Origin of the sequence: Amaricoccus sp. B4 (assembly GCF_043226085.1) — a bacterium.
GTDB lineage: Bacteria > Pseudomonadota > Alphaproteobacteria > Rhodobacterales > Rhodobacteraceae > Amaricoccus.
Genome location: NZ_CP171225.1, coordinates 3,395,475 through 3,419,528, shown reverse-complemented (window position 1 = coordinate 3,419,528; position 24,054 = coordinate 3,395,475). Strand labels below are relative to the sequence as shown.

Here is a 24,054-nt window from a genome sequence, read left to right as displayed (position 1 = left end):
GGCGTCAGGCGGCGTTCTCGCGCTCGGCGGCCTGCCGCGCCCACATCCGGGCGTAGCGGCCGCGCCGGGCGAGCAGCGCCTCGTGGGTGCCTTCCTCGGCGACCTCGCCCCCTTCCAGCACGACGATCCGGTCGGCATCGACCACGGTGGAGAGGCGGTGGGCGATGGTGATGACGCTCCGCCCCTCGCCCATCCGGCGCAGGCTGTCCTGGATGTCGCGCTCGGTCTCCGTGTCGAGCGCGCTCGTCGCCTCGTCGAGCAGGAGGATCGGCGGATCCTTGAGCAGCGTGCGGGCGATCCCCACCCGCTGCTTCTCGCCGCCCGAGAGCTTGAGGCCGCGCTCGCCGACGACGGTGTCGTAGCCCTCCGGCAAGGAGCGGATGAAATCGTGGATCTGTGCCGCGCGCGCCGCCGCCTCGATCTGCTCGCGGCTCGCCCCGGGGCGGCCGTAGGCGATGTTGTAGCGGATGGTATCGTTGAAGAGCACGGTGTCCTGCGGGACCATGCCGATCTCGGCGCGCAGGCTCGTCTGGGTGACGTCGCGCAGGTCCTGGCCGTCGATGAGCACGGCTCCCTCCCGGACATCGTAGAAGCGGAAGAGCAGCCGCCCGATCGTGGATTTGCCCGAGCCCGAGGGCCCGACCACCGCAACCGTCTCGCCTGGCGCCACGGTGAGATTCAGCCCGCGAAGGATGCCGCGCTCGGTGTCGTAGGCGAAGCTCACGTCGCGGAACTCGATCCGGCCGCCGCTGACCGCGAGCGGGGCGGCGCCGGGGCGGTCCTCGATCTCGGCGGGCTGGCCGAGCAGGTCGAACATCGCCGCCATGTCGACGAGCGACTGGCGGATCTCGCGATAGACCGTGCCGAGGAAGTTGAGCGGCATGGTGATCTGGATCATGTAGGCGTTGACCATGACGAAATCGCCCACGGTGAGGCTGCCGGCCTGCACCCCGCGCGCCGCCATGACCATGACCGCGGCGAGGCCTGCGGTGATGAGCAGCGACTGGCCGAAGTTGAGCCAGGCGAGCGAGACGCCGGTCTTGACCGCCGCCGCCTCGTAGCCCGCCATCGACTCGTCGTAGCGCCGGACCTCGCGTTCCTCGGCGTTGAAATACTTCACCGTCTCGAAGTTCAGCAGGCTGTCGATGGCCTTCTGGTTGGCGTCCTGGTCACGCTCGTTCATCCGCCGGCGGATCTGCACCCGCCATTCGGTGACCTTGAAGGTGAACCAGACGTAGAGCGCGATGGTGACGGCGACCACCGCGAGATACCAGATATCGAAGACCCAGAAGAGGATGGCGCCGACAAGGGCGAGCTCGAGGATGAGCGGGATGATCGAGAACAGCAGGAAGCGCAGCAGGAAATCGACGCCCTTCACCCCGCGTTCGATGATGCGACTGAGCCCGCCGGTCTTGCGGGTGATGTGGTAGCGCAGGCTGAGCGCGTGGATGTGGCGGAAGGTCTCCATGGCGAGGAGCCGCAGCGCGCGCTGGCCGACGCGGGCGAAGATGCCGTCGCGGAGCTGGGCGAAGCCTACGCCCGCGAGCCGCATGAGGCCGTAGAAGACCGTGAGCGCGACGGGGCCGGCGACGAGGAGGAAGCCCGCCTGGGCGGCCGGATCCTCCGGCGCGAGCCCGTCGACGGCGGCCTTGAAGAAGAATGGGGTGGTGACGGTGGCGAGCTTGGAGACCACGAGCGCCGCCATTGCGAGCACGACGCGCAGCCGCACCTCCCGGTTGTCGGCGGGCCAGAGGTAGGGCGCAACCTTGCGAATGGTCCGCCATCCGGAACCGCGGGGTTCCGGCGGAAGCGTGTCGGTGCTGGGTGGCATGGGCTCAATTCGTCTCGTCGAGGCCCGGAATAGATAGAACCTGACCGGGATAGATCAAGTCCGGGTCGCGAATCAGCTCCTGATTCGCGGTGAAGATCTGGGCGTAGAGCACGCCCGAACCGTAATAGCTCCGCGCCAGCGTCCAGAGCGTGCCGCCCGGCTGGACGGTCGCGAGCACGCCCGGCTGCATGCCGGGCAGCGTACGGCCGGGGCGCGGGCGCGGGCCTTCGGGGAAATCGCGCTGGAAGGGCGTCTCGACGCGGCTCGCGACACGTCCGTCGGCGCCGACCTGGTCGATCCGCAGCCGGTAGAGCCCCTGGTCGATGTCGGCGAGGCGCAGCACCCAGCGGCCGTTGCCGCCGACATCGCCCTGCTGCACAAGGCGGTTGTCGACATAGACCCGAAGCCCGGTGCCCCTGGGCCCTGCGCCCTGCAGCTCGATCTCGCCCGACTGGGTGTAGGAGATCGAGCCGAGCGAGACCTGATCGGTGTCGATGGGCGCGGCCATTGCCGCGGGGCGCGCGACGGGCAGGACATCGACGGAGCCGGGTCTGAGGATCGCGGTGGCGGCGACGGAGGGTGCGGGCGCCTGTGCGGCGGGGGCATCCCCGGCGGCGGGCGGCGCGGCCGCGGTGCTGGAGGCGTCGGGCAGCAGCATCACCACCTCGTCGGAGGCGGTGCGGGTGCCGTCGGCGGTTTCGGCATCCATGGTGAGCGCCTGAGCGCCGCGGGCCGGGTCGGCCCGGAAGATCGCGACGAAACTGCCGTCGTCATCGGCCTCGACCGCCGCGAGCGGCATGCCATCGGCATAGATGGTGACCTTGGCATCGGGGCGCGCGGTGCCCGCGACCACCGCCGAACCATCGGGCTCGACGCGCACGATGTCGAAGGCGGGGCCGGATGCGGGCGGGCGGGCAGCGGCGGGCTCGAAGCCCTCGGCCTGCGGCGCCGCGGACCCGGCGTCCGCGAGCTCTCCGGGGCCTGCGCCCGGCGCGGCATCGGCCAGCGGCGCCCCGGTCTCGGCGTCCAGCTCCGGCACCTGAGGCACAAGAGGTTCCGGCCGAGTCGCGTAGATGAGGAGCAGAAGAATCGCCGCCGAGACCGCCCCGGCCGCGAGCTTCCTGCGAGTCCTGGATTCCGTTTTTTCTTCCATAGGTTGCATCCTCCATCCGCTCCGGGCGGGGCGCCCTGTCCGTGCGATCCGGGCTCGCCGTGGGGACGGCAACCTGCTAGCACGTGTGCAGGATTGGCAGGCAATTGTCTTAAAAGTCTCGAAACACAGGATAATGTGATCAGGTGAATCTGTCCATGCAGCCCGAATCAGTGAAATCCGTCTGTGTCTTCTGTGGCTCACGTACCGGCACGAACCCCGCCCATGCCGAAGCGGCGACCGCGCTCGGCACGGCACTGGCCGAGGCGGGCCACCGGCTGGTCTACGGCGCGGGAGACGTGGGCCTCATGGGGGCGGTCGCGCGCGCGGCCCAGGCAGCGGGCGGCACGACCTTCGGCGTGATCCCGGTGCATCTCATGCGGCGCGAGGTCGGCAAGCGCGACCTCTCTACCTTCATCGTCACGGAGACGATGCACGAGCGCAAGAAGGTCATGTTCATGAACGCCGATGCGATCGTGACGCTGCCCGGGGGGCCGGGCTCGCTCGACGAGCTCTTCGAGGTGCTGACCTGGCGCCAGCTCGGGCTGCACCAGAAGCCGGTCTATCTGCTCAATTGCGACGGCTACTGGGACCCGCTGCTGGCGCTGCTGCGCCATGTCGTCGATCAGGGCTTTGCCGAACCGGAGTTCCTTGCGTTTCTCACCCCGGTCGACAGCGTGGCCTCGCTGATGGCGAGCCTGCGCGAAGCCCTTTCCTGACGCAGGCTCTCGGCGGCATAGAGCAGCAGCGCGGTCCAGATCATCGGAAAGGCGATGGCGTGCCAGCGGGTGAAGGGCTCGCCGAAGACCGCCACAGCGACGGCGAACTGGAGCGTCGGATTGAGATACTGGACGAGGCCGAGGGTCGAGTATTTCACCCGCTGCGCAGCGTAGGACATGAGGTTGAGCGGCAGCGCGGTGATGATGCCAGATCCCACGAGGAGCAGCGAGACCTGCCAGTCATGGCCGAACCAGCCCGCCTGGGCCGCGGTTCCCGGCCCCGTCCAGCCCGCGAAGGTGGCACCCGCGAGCCAGACGAGCGCGGCAGGCAGAAGCACCGCGGTTTCGGCAAAGACGGAGATGACCGGGCCGGTACGGGTCCGCTTCTTGAGCAGGCCATAGGTGGCGAAGGTTCCGGCGAGGATGAGCGCGATCCAGGGCGGCGCGTGGAGGCCGATGGTAAGCACCAGCACCGCCGCAGCCACAAGGGCGAGCGCCGCCGCCTGACCGCGTGAGAACCGCTCGCCGAAGGTCAGGGCGCCGAGCGTGACCGCCACCAGCGGGAAGATGTAGTAGCCGAGGCTCGCCTCGAGCGCCAGGCCGCCCTGAATCGAATAGATGAAGAGAAACCAGTTCGCGCCGATCGAGAGCGCCGCCCAGACGAGCAGGCGCAGCGTCCGGCGGTGGCCGAGCACCTCGGCCACCTCCGCCCCCCTGCCCCGCACGAGGATCAGCGCGCCGAAGAAGACCGCGCTCCAGAGGATGCGATGGCTGAGCACCTCGAGCGCCGGAACCTCGGCGAGCAGCTTGTAATACATCCCCGACAGGCCCCAGGCCGCCGCGGCGGCGGTCATTGCAAGCAGCCCCTTGAACGCATCCGTCATCGCTCACCTCCGGCCCTGAGGCCCACGTCCCGAAGCGCGGCGCCGCGCCCGATCCCGGACCGGACAGTCCGGACTGGGCCTTCATCCGGGTGGCGCATTCCGACCGCCATCACAAGGACGGAATGCCGCGTGAGAGGCTCGGTCGGATCAACACTTAACAACTCACAGTTGATTGTTTTCGGCGCGGCCTGTAGCTTGTTGCGACGATTGTGCTCCGATGAATGCGCCTGATCTTTTGAAAAGTCATTTTTTCCGTTTTCGTATCCTCGTCGTGGGAGCGCTTGCCGCCATGGTTCTCAACAGATTTTCACTTCCCCAGGGGTTGCGCGGCGACGCCCATCTTCGGCATGGCGCCGCGCCCGGGCGCGACCCGCTCGGCGTCCTGGCCGGCCCGATGCCGGCAGGGGAGCCCCGCATAGGAATTCCCTACCGTGGCCCCTTGCCGTCGCTTCGGTTCGTCGCCGGCGCGATCGTGCTGCTTCTCGGAATTGCGGGGGTGATGGGGCAATCGACCGGCGATACCTGGCTTGCCCAGGGCCGCGCGAGCTGGATCCCGCTCGATCCGCTCAACGCCTATGTGCTGATGCTGCTGGGTGGTCTGCTCATGCTCTCGTGGATACCCGCCGCGCGCACCGCCTGCTGGATCCTGCCGATCACGACCGGGATCGCAGCCCTGCTGCAATACGCTCTCATCCAGCCGCTGGTGAGCCCGCACGAGCCCGCGATGGAAGGCAGCGCCGTGCTGATCCTCTGTCCGAGCTCGGCAGCCATGCTCATCCTCGTCGCCAGCAGCATTCTGGTCGCAGCTCCCGCCCCGCTGCTCGCGCTGGCGATCGACGGCATCATCCTCGGCTTTGCCGGCACAACGCTCGCCGGATATGTCCTCAACCACCCCCCGCTCTTCCTGTCACCGTTCCTCGGCGGCATCTCCTTCCCGGAAGCCATCGCCTTCAGCGTCATCGGGGTGTTCTTCCTCGCCGCGGACCGGGAGATTGCGAGCATGTCGGCGGCCGCCCGGGGGCAGCCGCCCAGCCGCCGCACCGCGATCGGGCTCACGGCCTTCGCCCTCACCGCGGGCCTGCGCATCGCCATCACGCCCGCGGAGGCCGGCGCGCACGACCCGAGCGTGTCCGCCCTCGCCCTCGGCGCCGCGGGGCTTGCCGTCGGGTTTGCCGCCGCCGGCATCGTCCTGCCGCTGCTCTTCCGCCGGGGCGTTCTGAAGGTATCGGGGGCCCAGGCCGCGCCGAAGCTGCAGCAGGATCTCTCGCGCGCGACGGAGCTGCTCAACACGGCCCATGACGATTATGCCCAGCTTGCGCATGCGCTTGGCGAGGACATGCGGCTCTTTGCCATTCGCCTGCGCCACAGCGCGCTCCAGCTCAGCGAGCTGCTCAGCGTCGAACGCACCGGAGAGGCGCGGGAGACGGCCGAGGAGATCCTCTCCGAGGCGCGCGCCCTCTCGCAGCTGCTCGCGAGCCTCGGGCAGCCCGACACGCTCCGGCCCCGGTCGCTCGACATCGAGACGCTGGACTTCCGCGACGTGCTGGAGGCGAGCATCGCCCAGGGCGGTTTCCGCAACGGACCCCGTCAGCCGGCGATTCTCAGGGAGCAGGCGCACGGCCGGATCCGGGGCGACCGGTTCCTGCTGACCTGCGCCGTCGAGCGCCTGCTGGCCCGCGCCATGGCGCGCTCCGCCGATGCGACCCCGATCATCAGCGTGCGCCTCATCGCCGAGGACGAGATGCAGGAGATCCGGATCTCCTGCGGTGGCATCCCGCCGGCGGGCGAAGCCCAGACGCCGGTGCCCATCCGCCCTTCGACCCAGTTCGTCGATCGGGTGGCGCGCTGGCATGGCGGTTATCTGAGCGTGACGATCGAGGGCCGCGTCCAGACCTGGATCCTGCACCTTCCGGGCAGTGCCCGTATGGCTGGCTGAAAGATGGCGGGCTGAAAATGCAGAACCCGGCCGCAGGGGCCGGGTCCGATCCTGTCTGTCCTGTGCCTTGCGGCGGGGCCGCGGCGCGGACGGGCAGCCTCGCGTGCCTCAGAGCTGCGAGGCGACGTATTCCCAGTTCACCAGCTTGTCGAGGAAGTTGGTGAGATAGGCCGGGCGCTTGTTGCGGAAGTCGATGTAGTAGGAATGCTCCCACACGTCGCAGCCGAGCAGGGCCTTCTGGCCGAAGCAAAGCGGGTTCACGCCGTTCTCGGTCTTGGTGACCTTGAGGCCGCCATCGCTCTCTGCGACGAGCCAGGCCCAGCCCGAGCCGAACTGGCCGGCGCCGGCGGCGGAGAAGTCGGACTTGAACTGGTCGACGGAGCCGAAGCACTCGGTCAGCCGCGCTTCGAGATCGCCCGGCATCTTCTTCTCGCCCGGGCCCATCATCTTCCAGAACTGGGTGTGGTTCCAATGCTGGGAGGCGTTGTTGAAGATGCCCGACTGGGCCACCGCATCGGCGGAATAGGTGCCGGTGATGATGTCCTCGACCGACTTGCCTTCCCACTCGGTGCCGGCAATCAGCTTGTTGCCGTTGTCGACATAGGCCTTGTGGTGGATGTCGTGGTGGTACTCGAGCGTTTCCTTCGACATGCCGAGATCGGCAAGCGCGTCATGGGCATAGGGAAGGTCGGGAAGTTCAAAAGGCATTTATATCCCCTCTGTCTGTTGGGCCGCGCCCCATCGGGAAGCATTCTGGCAACGGCCGGTTATCGCCTTATAGGCGCTCCCGTTCCAAGGCAAAACCCCTCGGCTGCGGGGAAGTTCCTTACTCAGGGAGCAGCGCGTTCACGGCCTCGCGAGCGGGTCAGACCGGGACGAGCGCGGCCGCGACGCGGCGGCCCTCGGCCAGGAGCACGTTGTAGGTCCGGCAGGCGGAGGGCGTGACCATGAACTCGACGCCGATGCCCGCCGCCTCGAGGCGGGTGCGCTCGGCGAGGAAATCCGCTCCGGGCTGCACGAGGGTCGCGCCGAGGCCGACGAGCAGGACGTCGATCTCGGCCGCGCGGTCCGCGAAGATCGAGAGATCGTGGAGCCCGGCCCAGGCCATAAGGCCGCCGGGCAGTACCGCAAGCGGCCCGCGGTGCACCTCGCCCGCGATGCGGAAGGCGCCGGGCCCGTAGCCGTCGATCGGCCGTGCGCCGTCCCGGAACGTCATCTCGACGGTCTGCATTGCTGTCCTCCCTCGCAAGGTCGCGGGGCGCGGCGCCCCGGTCGGAGCCGGGGCGCGCGGCAGGGACGCGCTCAGGCGTCCACGTTGGCGAACTTGGTACCTGCCGCGCCGCCGCCCGGCTTGCTCCAGTCCCGCTTGACGCCGAGCCGCAGCACGATGGCGCTCGCGACCCAGATCGAGGAATAGGTGCCGCTCAGCACCCCGAAGATCACCGCGAAGGCAAAGCCCCAGGTGACCGGGCCACCGAGCAGAAGCAGGGCAACGAGCGCGATGAGCGTCGTGCCGGAGGTGAGCACCGTGCGGCTGAGCGTCTCGTTGAGCGCGAGGTTCATCACGTCCTTGAGCGGCTTGGTCTTGTATTTGCGCAGGTTCTCGCGGACGCGGTCGAAGACCACCACCGTGTCGTTGATCGAGTAGCCGATGATCGTGAGGATCGCGGCGACGATCTGGAGGTTGAACTCGAACTGCAGGAGCGAAAAGATCCCGACCGTCACGATGGCATCGTGAATGAGCGAGATCGCCGCCCCCACCGCGAACTGCCACTCGAAGCGCAGCCAGATGTAGAACATGATGGCGACCACCGCGAGCGCGACCGCGATGACGCCGGTCTGCACCAGCTCGCCCGAGACCTTGCCGCCGACACTGTCGACCTGGAGATACTGGACGCCCGGATAGGCAGCATCGAGCGCGCCGCGCACGGTGGCAACGACCTGCGACTGGTCGGCCTCGCCGTTCGAGCCGATGCGCATCAGCACGACCTGGCCGCCATGGCCGCCCGAAGCCTCGGTGACGGCGACCGCGCCGAGATCGAGGCCATTCAGCAGCGTGCGATAGTCGCCGATTTCGTGGGTTTCGGGAAACTCGGCGAGGATCAGCGAGCCGCCGAGGAAATCGACGCCGAAGTTGAGCCCCCGCACCGGCAGCAGGATCAGGGTGCCGATCACGCCGATGATCGATACGGCGAGCCAGAAGCGCATCGGGCGGAAGAAATCGAGATTGGTCTCCTCGGGGACCAGGCGCAGGCGCATCATGATCTATCGTCTCCCGCTGGCGGAGGGGCGCGCGGGCCCGCAGCGCGTTGCCGTGCTCGTCGTTGCCTTGGTCATCGTCATAGCGCGAGCACCTTCGGGCGCCGCCGGTCGAACCAGCCCGTGATCATCATGCGGGTGACGAAGACGGCGGTAAAGACCGAGCAGAGGAGGCCGAGGGCCAGCGTCACGCCGAAGCCGCGGACAGGACCGGCGCCGATCGCATAGAGGATCACCGCGACGATGAGCGTGGTGAGGTTGCCGTCGAGGATCGAGGAGAAGGCTTTCTCGAAGCCGAGCTCGATTGCCCGTGCGGGCCCCCGCCCGGACCTCGCTTCCTCGCGGATGCGTTCGAAGATCAGCACGTTGGCGTCCACCGCCATGCCGATCGTGAGCACGAGGCCCGCGATGCCCGGCATGGTGAGCGTGGCGCCGAGCAGGGTCATGAGCGCGAGGATCAGCACGATGTTGGTGACGAGCGCGATCGAGGCGAAGACCCCGAAGAGCCCGTAACTCGCGATGATGAAGGCGATGATGGCGACGGCGGCGACCGCCGCGGCGATCTCGCCCGACTCGATCGAGTCGCGCCCGAGCTCCGGGCCGACCGTGCGCTGCTCGAGCACCTTGATCTCGGCGGGAAGCGCACCGGCGCGCAGCAGCACCGCGAGGCGGTTCGATTCCTCGGGCGAGAAATTGCCGGTGATGATCCCCGATCCACCCGCGATATGGGTCTGGATGACCGGCGCGGAGATCACCTCGCCGTCGAGCACGATCGCGAAGGGTTCACCGATATGATCGGCCGTGAAGCGGCCGAAGGCGGCGCCGCCGCTGGCGTTGAAGCGGAAGCTCACCGCCGGGCGGCCGTTCTGGTCGAAGCTTGGCTGGGCATCGACGAGCTGCTCGCCGGTGACCACTGCGCGACGTTCGAGCACGTAGTAGAGCCCGTCGGTGTCCATCGCCGGATAGAGCACCTCGTCGAGGCCGGGTTCGGTGTCGGGGTTATCGGTGCGCGAGACGACGGCATGGAAGGACAGCCGCGCCGTCTGGCCGATGACCTTCAGGAGCTCCTCGGCGGAGCCGATGCCGGGGACCTGGACAAGGATGCGGTCGCTGCCCTGGCGCTGGATCGTCGGTTCCCGCGTGCCGGTCTCGTCGACGCGGCGGCGGATGATCTCGAGGCTCTGCTGGAGCGTGCGTTCGTCGATCGCGGCGCGCTCGGCGTCCGAAAGGGTCACGACGATGCGGTCCCCGTCGGCATTCGCCTCGAAATCGCGCGAGCCGGCGCCGGTGAAGGAGAGCACCGGCTGCGAGGCCGCGCGCACCGCGTCGAGCGCCGCGCTCATCGCCTGCGGGTTGCCGATGCGGATCTCCAGCTCGTCGGGCTTGCTCTCGAGCCGGCGCACGGTGCCGATCTCGTCGCGCTTGTCGCGCAGCGCGTCGCGCAGGACGGGCCAGAGGCTCTCCATGCGCTCGGCATAGACGTCCGAGGTCTGGACCTCGACGAGCACATGCGCGCCGCCCCGAAGGTCGAGCCCAAGATTGACGAGACCCGAGGGCAGATAGGAGGGCCAGGCGGCCGCATCCGCCTCGAGTTCGGGCGTGGGCTGGGCCCCCTGCTCGAGCGCGAGCCGGGCGTCATTGGCGCGCTCGACCCGGTTGTAGAACAGGTTCGGAAAGGCGGTGGCGAGGCCGGCCAGGCAGACGAGAAGAATGGCCAGTCGCTTCCAGAGCGGGAATTGCAGCATCAAGGGGTCCTATTCCCAGCGCAGGGCGCCCGGATCCGGCGCCCCGCGACACGGCGCGCGTCAGCCCTCGGCGGGCTCGGTCTTGCTCAGAACCTGGCTGATCGTCGGCCGCACGACCTTGACCTTCACGTTGGGCGCGATCTCGAGCTCGACCTCGTTGTCGGCGACCTTGGTCACCTTGCCGATGAGGCCGCCCGAGGTGACGACCTGGTCGCCGCGGCGCAGGGCCGCAACCATGGCCTTGTGCTCCTTCACCTTCTTCTGCTGCGGGCGGATCATCAGGAAATACATGATGACGAAGATGAGCAGGATCGGCACGAAGCTGATCAGTCCTCCGGCGCCGGCGGGCGCCCCCGCGGCTTGCGCAAATGCAGGTGTTGCGAACATGAATGGCCCTTCCGCTTGTCGCGGGGCCGGGGCCCCGTCTGGTTCCAGTTCGGGCCGCCCTCGCCGCCCGCAAAATCGCGCGGACACTACCGTCCGCCTCTGCCAATGGCAAGGCACGGCGGCCCGGGCGCTCTTGCGCCATGCGAGGGCCCGGGATCGCCACGTTTCCGCCTGCATCCGCAGGTTTTTCCGATCGGGTGTGATGGCCGTCACAGTGGCTCTCCGGTACGGCGCGGTAAAGTTTCTGTTCAAATACCGGTTTCGAGGTATCAGGACGGCCGATGACGCAACTGCAGGGACCAGCTGGAGAGGCGGTCGCGCGGGGAACACCCCCCGGCGCACTCTTCTGGCCCGTGGGCGCGATCGAGGCCGAGGCGATCGAGGGTGTCGCAAGCCGGCTGCGCGGGCCACGGGATCTGCTCTGCATCCTCCGCAACACCACCGAGTATGACATCGAGGTTGACTGGCATCTCGGCCATGGCCGCTACGAGGGGCGCGCGGGTGACATCGTGCTTCCCGCCCGCGGGCTTGCTGCCACGCGCCCGGCCGCGCTCTACGCCCCCGGCTTTGCCGCCGGGGATGGGGGGTGCAATGTCGTGCTGGTCATTTCGCCGCGCCGGACCGGCTGCCGCATGGAGCGGCGCTTCGGCCTGCTGGTGGCAACCCCGCCGGGACCGGACGGCGCCGCGGATCACCTGGGCTTCAGCCCGCTCGATCCGGCGACCGTCGAGCCCAAACGCGCGCTCTTCGCGCTCAATGCGGTGACCGAGCGCCACCGGCGCGCGGCCGGTGTCTTCAGCGCGCGCCTCGGCCCCTCCTGCCGCATGATCGCGGTGCTCGAGGGGCTCGCGCCCGTCCGCTGCTGGGTGCATTTCCTGCCCTGAGGCAGGCGGCCTCCGGCGTCAGGCGCTCTCGCGGATGAAGGTCCCTGCCTGAAGGTCGCGCATGGCGCGGATCAGCTCCTCGCGGGTGTTCATCACGATCGGGCCGTGCCAGGCCACCGGCTCCTGCAGCGGACGGCCCGTCACCAGCAGGAAGCGCATGCCCTCGGGCCCGGCCTCGACGCGCACCGAATCGCCGGTGTCGAAGCGCACCAGGGTGCGGTTGCCGGTCAGGTCACGGATGTTGAGCTCCTCGCCCCGGAACTCCTTTTCCACCCGCACGCCAACGGGGTTCGAGGCATCGCGGAACCGGCCCGAGCCTGCGAAGACATAGGCGAAGGCGCTGGCGTAGGTATCGACCGGCAGGGTCTTCACCACATTGGGTGGCACCGAGACGTCGATATACATCGGCTCGGCCGCGATCCCGTCCACCGGCCCCGTCTTGCCCCAGAAGCTGCCCACGACGATGCGCACGCGGGTGCCGTCATCGTCGATGATCTCGGGAATGTCGCCGCCCTGGATGTCCTGGTAGCGCGGGCGGGTCATCTTGAGCGAGGAAGGCAGGTTCGCCCAGAGCTGGAAGCCGTGCATCTGGCCCTTCGCGTTTCCGCGCGGCATTTCCTGGTGCATGATGCCCGAGCCCGCGGTCATCCACTGGACCGAGCCCGCCCCGAGCAGGCCACGATTGCCGAGGCTGTCGGAATGCTCCACCTCGCCCTCGAGCACATAGGTTATGGTCTCGATGCCGCGATGCGGATGCCAGGGAAACCCGGCCCTGTAGCGGGCAGGATCGTCATTGCGGAAATCGTCGAGGAGCAGGAACGGATCGCTCTCCGCCGGATCGCCGAATCCGAAGACCCGGTGCAGGTGCACGCCCGCCCCTTCCGTGGTCGGCATGGCGCGGCTTTCGCTCTTCACGGCTCTGAAAGACATGTCGCATCTCCCGTCATTTGCTTGCCGCAAAGATAACCCCGGCCACTCCGGAGACAACGAGCCCGCAACTCGACAGATTGTTTCCAATCAAACGCCACCACACGCCGAGCATTCGGAATTTGGAAACCCTTTGCGCGGAGACCTTGGGGCCTGAGCACCAGCAGAACGCGAGGACCGGGCCATGACGGGCAAGCCGCAATCGATCGACCGCACGCTGTCCCGGGCGAAAACGCACGCGCGGAAGGGCGATCTCGCCGAGGCCGAGGCACTCTATCGCGACGTGCTGGCGCGCTTTCCGCAGAACCAGCGCGCGCTCAGCGGCCTGCGCGAGATCACCAGCGAGGTGCTCGACCACAAACGCAGCGCGCTGAAGCGCCGGGCCCGGCCCACCGCCGAGGGGCCCGATCCGGCGCGCTCGGCCTGCATCCGCGGCCAGAAGCTGCTCGCGGGCGGCGACGCGGCGGGGGCGGAGGCGGCCTATGCCGAAGCCATCGCCGCGGATCCCGCCTGCGCCGAGGCCCATGGCGGGCGGAGCGCGGCGCTGCGCCAGCTCGGCCGCACCGCCGAGGCCGCGGATTGCGCGCGCCAGGCGATCCTCCTCAAGCCCTCCCTGCCAATGGCTCATGTCAATCTCGGCTGCGCGCTTGTCGCGCTCGACCAGCCGCAGGACGCGCTCACTTCCTTCGCCGCGGCGATGAAGCTCAACCCGGACTACGCCGAGACCTATGTGAACACCGCCGAGGCGCTGATGATGCTCGGCAAGCACGAAGAGGCGCTCTCGAGCTATGACATCGCGCTGAAGCTCAGCCCGGAGGCGCCGGAGATTCACAACAAGCTCGGCGCCGCCCTCTATGCGATGGGCCGGCATGCCGAGGCGCTCGTGGCGCTCGAGGCCGCCCGGAGCCGCGCGCCGGAGGCCTCGGCCGTCCAGAACAACATCGGGGCAGTGCTGGGGGCGATGGGCGATCGCAAGTCCGCCGCCGGGCATTTCGCCCGCGCCATCGCGCTCAGACCCGACTACGCGGAGGCCCATTTCAATCTCTGCAATCACCGCAAGCACGAGGCAAACGATCCGCATCTCGACGAGATGCGGGCGCTGCTCGCGCGCAAGGACCTGCCCGCCCTCGACCGCATCTTCCTCGACTTCGGTCTCGGCAAGGCGCTCGAGGACGCAGGGCTCTGGGAGGAAAGCTTCGCGCGCTACCAGGAAGGCAACAGGCTGCGGAAACGCGAATCGGGCTACAGCTTCCGCACCGATCTCGCGCTCTTTTCCCGCATTCGCGCGGCTTTCCCCGAGGCCGGGCCGCCGGCGATCCCGGAGCGCCCCGGCGACGGCCCCCGCCCCGTCTTCGTGCTCGGGATGCCGCGCTCGGGCACCTCGCTCATCGAGCAGATCCTCGCCAGCCACGGCAGCGTCCATGGTGCGGGAGAACTCGAATTCATGGCCCGGGCCGCCGGGCGCGCGCTCGGCCTCGAGGGTGCGAGCCTCGACGGGCCGGTCACGGCCGAGCAGCTCTGCCTTGTCCGCGACGAATACCGCGCCGAGCTGGCAAAGCTCGGGATTGCCCGGCCCGTCGTGGTCGACAAGATGCCGCTCAACTTCCGCTTCGTGGGCTTCATCGCCGCCGCGCTGCCCGAGGCGCGCATCATCCATGTCGAGCGCGATCCGGTCGCGACCTGCTGGTCGATCTTCAAGCACCGCTTCACCAGCCGGGGTAACGGCTATGCCTACGACCTCGAGGATCTCGGGCGCTACTTCCGCCTCTACCGCGCGCTGATGGCCTTCTGGCACCAGCGCTTCCCCGGCCGGATCCTCGATGTGAACTACGAGCACCTGACGGAGAACCAGGAGGCAGACAGCCGCCGGATGATCGCGCATGCCGGGCTCGACTGGGAGGACGCCTGCCTCGACTTCCACCAGACCCGGCGGGCGGTGATGACGGCGAGTGCCGCACAGGTGCGTCGCAAGATGTATCGCGGCAGCTCGGAGGCCTGGCACAATTACGAGCCCTGGCTCGGGCCGCTCAGGGCGGCGCTCGCGGACTGAGGCGGCCGACGTCCGCCCGGCCCGCGCCCGCCTTTCCCCGCGGCAGGAGAATCCGCTAGGATCGCGCGCAGCAAACGGGAGGAAAGCATGGCCGTCTCACCCATCCGCTGGGGTATTCTCGGCGCGGCGAAGATCGCGCGCGAATTCGTCTGTCCCGCGCTCCACAAGAGCAGCCGGGGCGAGGTTGCCGCCGTGGCGAGCCGGGATGCCGCACGCGCCGCGGCGCTGGCGGCACGCTATGACGCCCGCAGCTTCGGAAGCTACGACGCGCTGCTCGCCGATCCCGACATCGACGCCGTCTACATCCCGCTCCACAACGCCGCCCATGTGGAATGGACCCTGAAGAGCCTCGAGGCGGGCAAGCACGTGCTTTGCGAGAAGCCGATCGCGCTCCGCGCCGAGGAGATCGACAGCATCATCGCCGCGCGCGACCGCACCGGGCTCTTCGCGGCGGAGGGCTTCATGGTGACCCACCACCCGCAGTGGCGCTGCGTGCGGGAGCTGCTGGCCGAGGGCGCGATCGGGCGGCTGCGCCATGTGCAGGGCGCTTTCAGCTTCTTCAATGACGACGCGGAGAATGTCCGCAACCAGGCCGATCTCGCCGGGGGCGCGCTGCGCGACATTGGCGTCTATCCCTGCATCGTCACCCGCTTCGTCACCGGGGCCGAGCCCGAGAGCGTCACCGCCTCGGTCGACTGGGAAAACGGCATCGACGCCACCGCCCGCGTCGCCGCCGTCTTCCCGGAGTTCCACATGGACTTCTACATCTCGATGCGCATGGCGCCGCGCCAGCTCATGACCTTCCATGGCGAGACGGGATGGCTCTCGGTGCATGCGCCCTTCAATGCCGAGGTCTACGGCCCCGTGATCGTCGAGCTGCGCTCTGCCGATGGCAGCACCCGGCGCGAACGCTTCGACCGGGCGGAGCAGTATCACCTCCAGGCCGATGCGGTGCATGCCGCGATCCTCGACGGCGCCAGCTATCCCTGCCCGCTCGAGTTCTCGCGCGGCAACCAGCGCATGATCGACATGATCTACGACGCCGCCGGCTGACCGCCCGCGCCGCTCAGCTCCCGGAGCGGGCGGCGGCCACGCGCTCGAGCAGGCGGAGAAGAAGCAGGTTGACGGCCGGCGCCAGCGCCGCGGCGGCTGGCCATGCGCCTTCCGGCAGATGGTCGATCCAGCGCACCCAGGGCTGGCCGAGCAGGATGAGGTAGACCCCCGAGAGCGGATCGCGCGCGACGCCCGCAATTCCATAGGTGCCAAGCAGGAAGACGATCAGCGCCAAGGCGTAGAGCCCGACGAAGACCCACAGCACTCCCCGCAGAAATCGTGACATTCCTGCCCTCCCGGCAAGTTGTTTTCAGCTTAGCGCAAGGAATATTGCATACTCCTTGGACATTCGGGCCGCGAATCGTGCGCCGCAGGCCCCGCACGCCAAAATGGCGTCTTGTATATCAACGAGTATTGCCCGATCCTGAGAAGGGGCTTTTGACATGCGCAGACTGTTTCACCTGCCTGGCCTCTTGGCCATGGGATTTGCCGTCACCGGTTGCATGATGGAGACCGGAACGGTCGAGGAGGTGCCGCCACCAAGCCGCGCCGTGACCGCCGCTGCGCCCGTGGTGCAGCCGCTTGCACCGGTGCTTGATGCGGCGACCCTCGCCCATTACGCGGCACTGCCGGACGGCAGTCGCACCGTGCCCGCAATCGACGTGACGAAATACCACCCGGCCCTGCTGCGCAACGAGGTGGCTTTCGAGACGGCCGAGGCGCCGGGCTCCGTCGTGATCGATACCAAGGGGCCGTTTCTCTACTACATCGAGGGCGAAGGCCGGGCGACGCGCTACGGCATCGCAGTGGGCCGCGAGGGCTTCGGCTGGACCGGTCAGGGCGTCATCGCCCGGAGCGCACGCTGGCCGACCTGGACGCCGCCCCCCGAAATGATCGCCCGCGACCCGAGCCTCGAACGCTGGCGCGAGGGACAGCCCGGCGGCGTCAACAACCCGCTCGGCGCCCGCGCCCTCTACATCTACTTCGACGGCCACGACTCGGGCTACCGCATCCACGGCACCAACCATCCGGGCAGCATCGGCTATGCCGCCTCCTCGGGCTGCTTCCGCATGCTGAACCAGGACGTGATCGAGCTCCAGAGCCGGGTGCAACCGGGCGCGCATGTCGTCGTGATGTAAGCCCGGCGCGCCGCCCGTCAGGCCCGCTCGTCCTTGGGCGAGCCCATGACCACATAGGTCACGATGGAATTCACCTGCGGCAGGGTGCCGAGCACATCGGTGTGGAAGACCTTGTAGGCGGCAAGGTCGGCCACCTCGACCCTCAGCAGATATTCCACCGTACCGGTGACGTTGTGGCACTCGCGCACCTCCGGCGCCCGCGCCACGCCGCGCTCGAACGCCTCCTGCGCGGCCTTTGTGTGCACCGAAAGTCCGACCGCCATGTAGGCCACAAAGCCAATCTCGCGCGCGCCCGGATCGATCACCGCGCGGTAGCCGAGGATCACCCCCGAGCGCTCGAGCTCCTGCACCCGGCGCAGACAGGCCGAAGGCGAGAGCCCCACCCGCTCGGCGAGCTCGGCATTGCTGAGCCGCCCGTCCGCCGCCAGCTCCTGCAATATCCTGTCGTTTATCCGGTCTATTTTCGTCATATATTGTGTCTATACGACCATAACGCCCAATTTAGCAAGCAAATTGCCTCCAGTTTCGCATATACTTGCGCCATGACACAGGAACAGATCACCGCCCTTGCCCTCTTCGTCCTCGTAGGCACGATCACCCCGGGGCCGAACAACCTGATGCTGATGGCCTCCGGGGCCAATTTCGGCGCGCTCCGGACGCTGCCGCACATGTTCGGCATCTCCTTCGGCATGATTGTAATGGTCTCGCTGGTGGGAATCGGCCTCATGGGGCTCCTCGAGGCCTGGCCCGCGGCGGGGCTCGCGCTCAAGGTCGCCTGCGTCGTCTATCTGCTTTGGCTTGCCTGGAAAATCGCGTCGGCCGCGCCGCCCTCGGCCGAGGCCGCAGCGGCGCGAAGGCCCTTCAGCTTCCTGCAGGCCGCGCTCTTCCAGTGGGTGAACCCCAAGGCCTGGACCATCGCGCTGACCGGCATCACCGTCTATGCCCCCAGCCGCGACCTCCACACCATCCTCGCGGTGGCGCTCGCCTTCGGCCTGATCGGCTTGCCCGCCATCGCGCTCTGGGCGCTGCTCGGACAGAACCTGCGCCGCTTCCTCAGCAATCCACGGCGCCTCCGGGTCTTCAATGCCGCGATCGCTCTGCTGCTGGTCAGCTCGCTCTGGCCGGTGCTGCTCGCCTGATGCAGGAATGCCGCGGCGCGGACGCAACCGCCGCCCGCGGGCACGCGGCCACTTGCAAACCCCGGCGCATGCGCGGATATTCGCGCGATGAGTCTTCCTCCCGGCTTCCTTGACGAGCTTCGCAACCGCGTCTCGATCGCTCAGGTCGTGGGCCGAAAGGTCACGTGGGACCCGCGGAAGAGCATCGCTGCGCGCGGCGATTACTGGGCCCCCTGCCCCTTCCACCATGAGAAGACTGCATCGTTCCATGTCGACGATGCAAAGGGATTTTACTACTGCTTCGGCTGCCATGCCAAGGGGGACGCGCTGAGCTTCCTGCGCGAGACCGAGAACATGGGCTTCATGGAGGCGGTCGAGACGCTCGCGCGCGAGGCGGGCATGAGCCTGCCGGCGCAGGATCCCGCCGCCGCCGCCCGCGCCGCCGAGGCCAAGGGGCTCGCGGAGGCGATGGAGGCCGCCGTCCAGTTCTACCGGCTGCAGCTCAACGGCGCTCGCGCCACGGCCGCCCGCGCCTATCTCGAGCGGCGCGGGCTTGCGCGGGCCACGATCGAGCGCTTCGAGATCGGCTTTGCCCCGGAGGGCCGCACGCTTCTGCTCGAGCATCTCACGGACAAGGGGTTCGAGCGGAAAAAGCTTGTGGAGGCTGGGCTTGTCGGCCTGCCGCGCGAGGGCGGATCGCCCTATGACCGCTTCCGGAATCGCATCATGTTCCCGATCCGCGACACCCGCGGCCGCGCCATCGCCTTCGGCGCCCGCGCCATCGCCGAAGGTCAGGAGCCGAAATACCTCAACTCGCCCGAGACGCCGCTCTTCGACAAGGGCCGGAGCCTCTACAACATCGGCCCGGCACGCACGGCGGCCCACAAGGCCGGCGCGCTGGTGGTGACCGAGGGTTACATGGACGTGATCGCGCTCGCCGAGGCCGGGATCGAGCACGCTGTCGCCCCCCTCGGCACCGCGATCACCGAGGCCCAGCTCGAGGCGATCTGGCGGCTCTCGCCGGAACCCGTCGTCGCCCTCGACGGCGACAAGGCCGGGCTCGGCGCCGCCCACCGGCTGATCGAGCTCGCCCTGCCGCTGCTCGCCCCCGGCCGCGCCCTGCGATTCGCACTGCTCCCGGCGGGGCAGGATCCGGACGACGTGGTGCGCCATGGCGGCGCGGAAGCCATGCAGCGAATCATTTCCGAATCACTGCCGATGGTCGAGCTGATCTGGAGCCGCGAGACCGAAGGCCAGGTGCTCGACAGCCCCGAGCGCCGGGCGGCCCTCGACACGCGGCTGAAGGCCAAGCTCGCAAGCATCCGCGACGAGAACCTCCGCGCCCATTACCAGAGCGAGATCCGCACCCGCCGCGCCAAGCTCTTCGCCACGCCGGAGCGGGAGGAGCGACCGGTCCGCCGCACCGGCACCCCGCACCACGGCCGCAAGGCTCGCGGCCGCCTGCCCTGGACCGTCGCCGCGGCCCCCCGCCCCGAGACGCTCGCCTCCCTGCTCGGGCGCGGCGAGCCCGGCCTTTTTGCCGAAAGCCGCATCCGCGAATGCGCGATCCTCGCGGGCTGCATCAACCATCCCGAGCTCGCGACGGAGTTCGAGGATCGGCTCGAACGGGTGCCTTTCACCTGTCCGGATCTCGAAAAAATCCGTGACGCCCTCTTGTCTTCGCTCGAAGCGGCCCTAAATGCCCCCGATCCGGCGGAAGAGCTCGGACGCGCCATAGGCCAGCGAACAGGCCGCAATCCATTGATCGACCTTCTGGCGCCGGGGCAGGTGCGCGCGAACCGCTATCTTTCGAGATCGGCGGAACCCGAGCAGGCCCGGCGCGCGATTGACGAGGAACTGACGCGACATGCAGCGACACTCGGCCGTTCAGCGGAAACGCTCGAGGCCCAGCGCGAGATCATCGCCGATGAAGGCGAGGGTCTGACCTGGCGTCTCAGCGAGGCGGTGAGTGCCGAATTCGAGGCAAACACCCGACCGCTCGCCGAAGCGGGCCAGTCGTCTGAAGACGAGGCTTCGCTGTCCCGAGAACTCGAAAGCATGATCGCCCGCCACAACTCCCGTCAGCCGAAGACTCGATGACGACATTGCGAATCGCTGATTCGTACTTAATTAACGCCACTGATCCCGAATCGGCGAAACGTTCGGGGAGATACGGAGTCGCCCATGGCCGCCAAAGACGCCGAGCAGAAGAAACCTGAAGAGAATTCCGAAGCCACCGGCCCGATGCTCGACATGAGCCAGGCCGCGGTCAAGAAGATGATCGGCCAGGCCAGGGCGCGCGGCTACATCACCTATGACGAACTCAATCAGGTCCTGCCTCCCGAACAGGTCACCTCGGAGCAGATCGAGGATGTGATGGCGATGCTCTCCGAGATGGGCATCAATGTCATCGACAACGAAGAGAGCGAGGACGAAGGCGACGCCGGCGGCGAGGCCTCGGATGCGGGCGAGAGCACCTCGCGCGAGCTCACCGTCTCCAGCACGTCGAACGAGAACCTCGACAGGACGGACGACCCGGTCCGGATGTATCTGCGCGAGATGGGCTCGGTGGAGCTCTTGTCGCGCGAAGGCGAGATCGCCATCGCCAAGCGCATCGAGGCCGGCCGCAACACGATGATCGCGGGGCTCTGCGAGAGCCCGCTCACCTTCCACGCCATCACGATCTGGCGAGACGAGCTCCTCGACGAGGCGATCATGCTGCGCGACGTGATCGATCTCGAGACGACCTTCGGCTCGCAGATGGAGGCCGACGACGAGGAGGGTGTGGACGAAAGCGTACTCTCCGCACTGCAGGACGCCAAGCCGAGTGAGGACGCCCCCGCCCGCCCGGCGCCCGCTGCGGCGCCAGCACCGAAAGCTGCGGCGCCGGACGGACAGGATGGCGACGACGAGGCGGGCGAAGGTGGCGCCGAGCCCGAGGACGACGAGGACGAGGATCAGGGCAACCTCTCGCTCGCGGCGATGGAGGCGGCGCTGAAGCCGCAGGTCCTCGAGACCCTCGACCGCATCGCGACCGATTATGCCCGCCTTGCCGAGATGCAGGACGAGCGCATTTCCGCGACGCTGAACCAGGGCGAGAGCTACACCTCGGCCCAGGAGCGCGAATACCAGCGCCTGCGCGGCGAAATCGTCGAGCTGGTGAACTCGATGCACCTCCACAACAACCGCATCGAGGCCCTAGTCGACCAGCTCTACGGCATCAACCGCAAGATCATGTCGCTTGACGGCGGCATGGTGAAGATCGCCGACCAGGCCCGCATCAACCGCCAGGAATTCATCCAGGAATACCGCGGCTCCGAACTTGAGCCGGGCTGGCTCGAGCGCGTGTCCCGGAAATCCTCGCGCGGGTGGGACCAGCTCACCTCTCGCTATGCCGACAAGGTCGATCAGATCCGCGGCGAGATGGCGGAGATCGGTCAGTATGTCGGCCTCGACATCTCCGAATTCCGCCGCATCGTGAACCAGGTGCAGAAGGGCGAGAAGGAAGCCCGGATCGCCAAGAAGGAAATGGTCGAGGCGAACCTCCGCCTCGTGATCTCGATCGCGAAGAAATACACCAACCGCGGCCTGCAGTTCCTCGACCTGATCCAGGAAGGCAACATCGGCCTGATGAAGGCGGTGGACAAGTTCGAGTATCGCCGCGGCTACAAGTTCTCGACCTACGCGACCTGGTGGATCCGGCAGGCGATCACCCGGTCCATCGCCGACCAGGCCCGCACGATCCGCATCCCGGTCCACATGATCGAGACGATCAACAAGCTCGTGCGCACCGGCCGGCAGATGCTGCACGAGATCGGCCGGGAGCCGACGCCGGAGGAGCTGGCCGAAAAGCTGCAGATGCCGCTCGAGAAGGTTCGCAAGGTGATGAAGATCGCCAAGGAGCCGATCTCGCTCGAAACGCCGATCGGCGATGAGGAGGACAGCCAGCTTGGCGATTTCATCGAGGACAAGAACGCGATCCTGCCGCTCGACAGCGCGATCCAGCTCAATCTCAAGGAAACCACCACCCGGGTGCTCGCCTCGCTCACCCCGCGCGAGGAGCGCGTGCTGCGCATGCGCTTCGGCATCGGCATGAACACCGACCACACGCTCGAGGAAGTCGGCCAGCAGTTCAGCGTCACCCGCGAGCGCATTCGCCAGATCGAGGCCAAGGCGCTCCGCAAGCTCAAGCACCCGAGCCGGTCGCGCAAGCTCCGGAGCTTCCTCGACCAGTAGCGCGGCCGCGCCGCGTCACGCGATTGGAGACCGAAATGCCTGCGCCCCCGGCGACATCGCCGGGGGCGCAGGCGTCATGACCTACGGGTCGCGGCTCGTGCCCCGCTTGGCAGGGAGGTCCCCGGCGCCGGGATCAACCGGCGCCAGGACCAGCGCGTCAGAGGATGAAATCATCCGTGGTGAGGGTCAGGCCGCTACCGATCTCAATCTGGAAATCGGCACTGCCGTCGCCATCCACATCCCCGAAAACGCTGTGATAGCCGTAGCGGAGTTCGCCCGCCGTACCCGAGAACACGTCGCTTCCGATGAACTCAAAGGCCTGATTTCCAGCGCTGGTGATATCGGCATCGATACCCGCAAGATGCAGCCGGTCGAGCCCGGCCTCGAAATCCGTGATCACGTCATGGCCTGCACTGCGCGGCGTTTCGGCGGCCGAACGGAAGACGAAGAGATCGGCGCCAGCATTGCCGGTCATCTGGTCGGCACCCGCGCCGCCGAAGAGGCGATCCGCGCCGCCGCCGCCCAGCATGGTATCGGCCCCCGCCCCGCCGCGCAGGATATTGTCTCCGGCATTGCCGGTGAGGCTGTTGGCCAGGCCGTTGCCGCGCCCCTCGAGATCCCCACCTCCGGTCAGCACGAGGCGCTCGATATTGGCGCCGAGCGTGAAATCGACGCTCGCCGACACGAGATCATTGCCCTGCCCCCTGGCCTCGACGACGACGTCTCCGGCATTGTCGACGACGAAGCGGTCATTGCCGGCGCCGCCGACCATACGGTCCGCATCCTCGCCGCCATTGAGGAAATCGTTGCCGGCACCACCCGCGAGCGTGTCCTCGCCCGAACCACCGCGAAGCACATTGTTGCCCGCATTGCCGGTGAGCACATTGTCAAGCTCATTGCCGGTACCGCGGAGCGCCGCCGTCCCGGCCAGGACAAGCTGCTCCACATTCGCGCCCAACGCATGGTCGACGCTGGCCCTGACCAGATCGTTGCCCTGATTCACGCCTTCGACCACGACATCCTTGACGTTGTCGACGACATAGCGGTCATCACCCAGCCCGCCGAGCATGCGGTCCGCTCCGACGCCGCCATGCAGGAAATCGTTTCCGTCATCGCCAAAGAGAACATCCCGTCCGGCGCCGCCATAGAGGCTGTCGGCGCCAAGCCCGCCGCGGATCGTGTCGTTGCCAGCCATGCCGTCGATCATGTCGGATCCGGCGCCGCCATCGAGATTGTCCGAACCGCCATAGGTCCAGAAGATATCCGCCCCATCCGACCCGACGACATTGTCCTTTCCCGCGAACAGGAGCTCGTAGATGCCATAGGCGTCGCCATCGTTGAAGAGCGCGCCATAGGCTGCGGCATCGACCGCCAGCCCCTTGAGGCGAATCTGCAGCTCGCCATCCTCGAAATAGGTGTATTTCTGGATCGTGCCCGTCGCGTTGCCATCGGCGTCATATTCAAAGACGCCGTCATAGCGCGCGGTGCGCGAGCCATCGGAAATTATGAGAGTATCGGCGGTCGCCTTCACGACCTCTCCCGTCCAGACCACCGCGTCGCTCATGTCGAACGGCGTAAAGACCTTGATGTAAGACATTCGGCTTCCCCACCCAATTCACCGGAAAGCCAGCCTCAAATACGCACGGCCTCCCCGGATTCCCTTCGAATGTGACTTAAAGGCGAGGCATGCCGCATTAACCAAGCGCGGCGTGGTAACTTGCTTAATTGCGGCATTG

21 protein-coding genes are annotated in these 24,054 nt (G+C 67.8%); 9 read left to right on the top strand and 12 right to left on the bottom strand.

The annotated features are described in order from the left end of the window. Window positions 1-4: 4 nt before the first annotated feature. A complete protein-coding gene (locus tag ACF66B_RS16450) occupies window positions 5-1,831 on the bottom strand; it encodes an ABC transporter ATP-binding protein/permease (protein ID WP_111429898.1) in 1,827 nt (608 codons plus the stop codon). 4 nt (window positions 1,832-1,835) lie between these two features. Beyond that, window positions 1,836-2,984, bottom strand: a complete 1,149-nt coding sequence (locus ACF66B_RS16445) for a LysM peptidoglycan-binding domain-containing protein (RefSeq protein WP_111429899.1) — start codon at window positions 2,982-2,984, stop codon at window positions 1,836-1,838. 155 nt (window positions 2,985-3,139) lie between these two features. On the opposite strand from ACF66B_RS16445, the gene ACF66B_RS16440 reads away from it, so the two are divergent. Then, window positions 3,140-3,700: a TIGR00730 family Rossman fold protein gene (locus ACF66B_RS16440; protein ID WP_111430000.1), complete on the top strand. Its 561-nt coding sequence runs from the start codon at window positions 3,140-3,142 to the stop codon at window positions 3,698-3,700. On the opposite strand, the gene rarD is transcribed toward ACF66B_RS16440, so the two are convergent. Beyond that, entirely contained in the window at window positions 3,607-4,584 is a 978-nt protein-coding gene (rarD, locus tag ACF66B_RS16435; protein ID WP_111429900.1) for an EamA family transporter RarD, read from the bottom strand. The two genes, ACF66B_RS16440 and rarD, sit on opposite strands and share 94 nt — an antisense overlap. 289 nt (window positions 4,585-4,873) lie before the next feature. Here rarD and ACF66B_RS16430 point away from each other — a divergent pair, with 289 nt between their 5' ends. Beyond that, window positions 4,874-6,520 carry a HAMP domain-containing histidine kinase gene (locus ACF66B_RS16430; protein WP_111429901.1) on the top strand — a complete coding sequence of 549 codons (1,647 nt, stop codon included), beginning with the start codon at window positions 4,874-4,876 and terminating at the stop codon, window positions 6,518-6,520. Between the two features lie 108 nt (window positions 6,521-6,628). Here ACF66B_RS16430 and ACF66B_RS16425 read toward each other — a convergent pair whose 3' ends face one another. From ACF66B_RS16425 to yajC, 5 genes are all read right to left on the bottom strand, one after another. Further along, window positions 6,629-7,228 carry a superoxide dismutase gene (locus ACF66B_RS16425; RefSeq protein WP_111429902.1) on the bottom strand — a complete coding sequence of 200 codons (600 nt, stop codon included), beginning with the start codon at window positions 7,226-7,228 and terminating at the stop codon, window positions 6,629-6,631. A 157-nt stretch (window positions 7,229-7,385) separates the two neighbouring features. After that, window positions 7,386-7,751: an Mth938-like domain-containing protein gene (locus tag ACF66B_RS16420; protein ID WP_111429903.1), complete on the bottom strand. Its 366-nt coding sequence runs from the start codon at window positions 7,749-7,751 to the stop codon at window positions 7,386-7,388. A 71-nt stretch (window positions 7,752-7,822) separates the two neighbouring features. Beyond that, the gene (gene secF, locus ACF66B_RS16415; protein WP_111430001.1) at window positions 7,823-8,779 is read right to left on the bottom strand and encodes a protein translocase subunit SecF; all 957 of its coding nucleotides are present in this window, start codon (window positions 8,777-8,779) and stop codon (window positions 7,823-7,825) included. 80 nt (window positions 8,780-8,859) lie between these two features. Next, window positions 8,860-10,524 carry a protein translocase subunit SecD gene (gene secD, locus ACF66B_RS16410; RefSeq protein ID WP_111429904.1) on the bottom strand — a complete coding sequence of 555 codons (1,665 nt, stop codon included), beginning with the start codon at window positions 10,522-10,524 and terminating at the stop codon, window positions 8,860-8,862. A 60-nt stretch (window positions 10,525-10,584) separates the two neighbouring features. Further along, window positions 10,585-10,911: a preprotein translocase subunit YajC gene (yajC, locus tag ACF66B_RS16405; protein WP_111429905.1), complete on the bottom strand. Its 327-nt coding sequence runs from the start codon at window positions 10,909-10,911 to the stop codon at window positions 10,585-10,587. A gap of 281 nt (window positions 10,912-11,192) precedes the next feature. On the opposite strand from yajC, the gene ACF66B_RS16400 reads away from it, so the two are divergent. Continuing rightward, window positions 11,193-11,795 (top strand): hypothetical protein, encoded by a 603-nt coding sequence (locus tag ACF66B_RS16400; protein WP_162683268.1) that lies wholly within the window; start codon window positions 11,193-11,195, stop codon window positions 11,793-11,795. 18 nt (window positions 11,796-11,813) lie between these two features. On the opposite strand, the gene ACF66B_RS16395 is transcribed toward ACF66B_RS16400, so the two are convergent. Next, window positions 11,814-12,725: a pirin family protein gene (locus ACF66B_RS16395; RefSeq protein WP_111429907.1), complete on the bottom strand. Its 912-nt coding sequence runs from the start codon at window positions 12,723-12,725 to the stop codon at window positions 11,814-11,816. A gap of 181 nt (window positions 12,726-12,906) precedes the next feature. On the opposite strand from ACF66B_RS16395, the gene ACF66B_RS16390 reads away from it, so the two are divergent. After that, window positions 12,907-14,772 (top strand): sulfotransferase, encoded by a 1,866-nt coding sequence (locus ACF66B_RS16390; RefSeq protein ID WP_111429908.1) that lies wholly within the window; start codon window positions 12,907-12,909, stop codon window positions 14,770-14,772. 87 nt (window positions 14,773-14,859) lie between these two features. Beyond that, on the top strand, window positions 14,860-15,825 hold the full coding sequence (locus tag ACF66B_RS16385; protein ID WP_111429909.1) for a Gfo/Idh/MocA family protein: 966 nt from the start codon (window positions 14,860-14,862) through the stop codon (window positions 15,823-15,825). Window positions 15,826-15,838: 13 nt separating this feature from the next. Here ACF66B_RS16385 and ACF66B_RS16380 read toward each other — a convergent pair whose 3' ends face one another. Continuing rightward, window positions 15,839-16,111: a hypothetical protein gene (locus ACF66B_RS16380; RefSeq protein ID WP_111429910.1), complete on the bottom strand. Its 273-nt coding sequence runs from the start codon at window positions 16,109-16,111 to the stop codon at window positions 15,839-15,841. Between the two features lie 157 nt (window positions 16,112-16,268). On the opposite strand from ACF66B_RS16380, the gene ACF66B_RS16375 reads away from it, so the two are divergent. Continuing rightward, window positions 16,269-16,964 (top strand): L,D-transpeptidase, encoded by a 696-nt coding sequence (locus tag ACF66B_RS16375; protein ID WP_111429911.1) that lies wholly within the window; start codon window positions 16,269-16,271, stop codon window positions 16,962-16,964. Window positions 16,965-16,981: 17 nt separating this feature from the next. Here ACF66B_RS16375 and ACF66B_RS16370 read toward each other — a convergent pair whose 3' ends face one another. Beyond that, the gene (locus ACF66B_RS16370; protein WP_111429912.1) at window positions 16,982-17,434 is read right to left on the bottom strand and encodes an Lrp/AsnC family transcriptional regulator; all 453 of its coding nucleotides are present in this window, start codon (window positions 17,432-17,434) and stop codon (window positions 16,982-16,984) included. A 72-nt stretch (window positions 17,435-17,506) separates the two neighbouring features. On the opposite strand from ACF66B_RS16370, the gene ACF66B_RS16365 reads away from it, so the two are divergent. The 3 genes from ACF66B_RS16365 to rpoD all read left to right on the top strand — a co-directional run bounded on the left by ACF66B_RS16365 (window position 17,507) and on the right by rpoD (window position 22,318). After that, complete coding sequence (locus tag ACF66B_RS16365) at window positions 17,507-18,103, top strand: LysE family translocator (RefSeq protein WP_111429913.1); 597 nt, start codon at window positions 17,507-17,509, stop codon at window positions 18,101-18,103. Window positions 18,104-18,190: 87 nt separating this feature from the next. Next, complete coding sequence (gene dnaG / locus ACF66B_RS16360) at window positions 18,191-20,182, top strand: DNA primase (RefSeq protein ID WP_111429914.1); 1,992 nt, start codon at window positions 18,191-18,193, stop codon at window positions 20,180-20,182. 84 nt (window positions 20,183-20,266) lie between these two features. Next, complete coding sequence (gene rpoD, locus ACF66B_RS16355) at window positions 20,267-22,318, top strand: RNA polymerase sigma factor RpoD (protein ID WP_111429915.1); 2,052 nt, start codon at window positions 20,267-20,269, stop codon at window positions 22,316-22,318. A gap of 157 nt (window positions 22,319-22,475) precedes the next feature. On the opposite strand, the gene ACF66B_RS16350 is transcribed toward rpoD, so the two are convergent. After that, window positions 22,476-23,915, bottom strand: coding sequence for a calcium-binding protein (locus ACF66B_RS16350; protein ID WP_111429916.1), 1,440 nt, complete (start codon window positions 23,913-23,915; stop codon window positions 22,476-22,478). Between the last annotated feature and the right edge of the window lie 139 nt (window positions 23,916-24,054).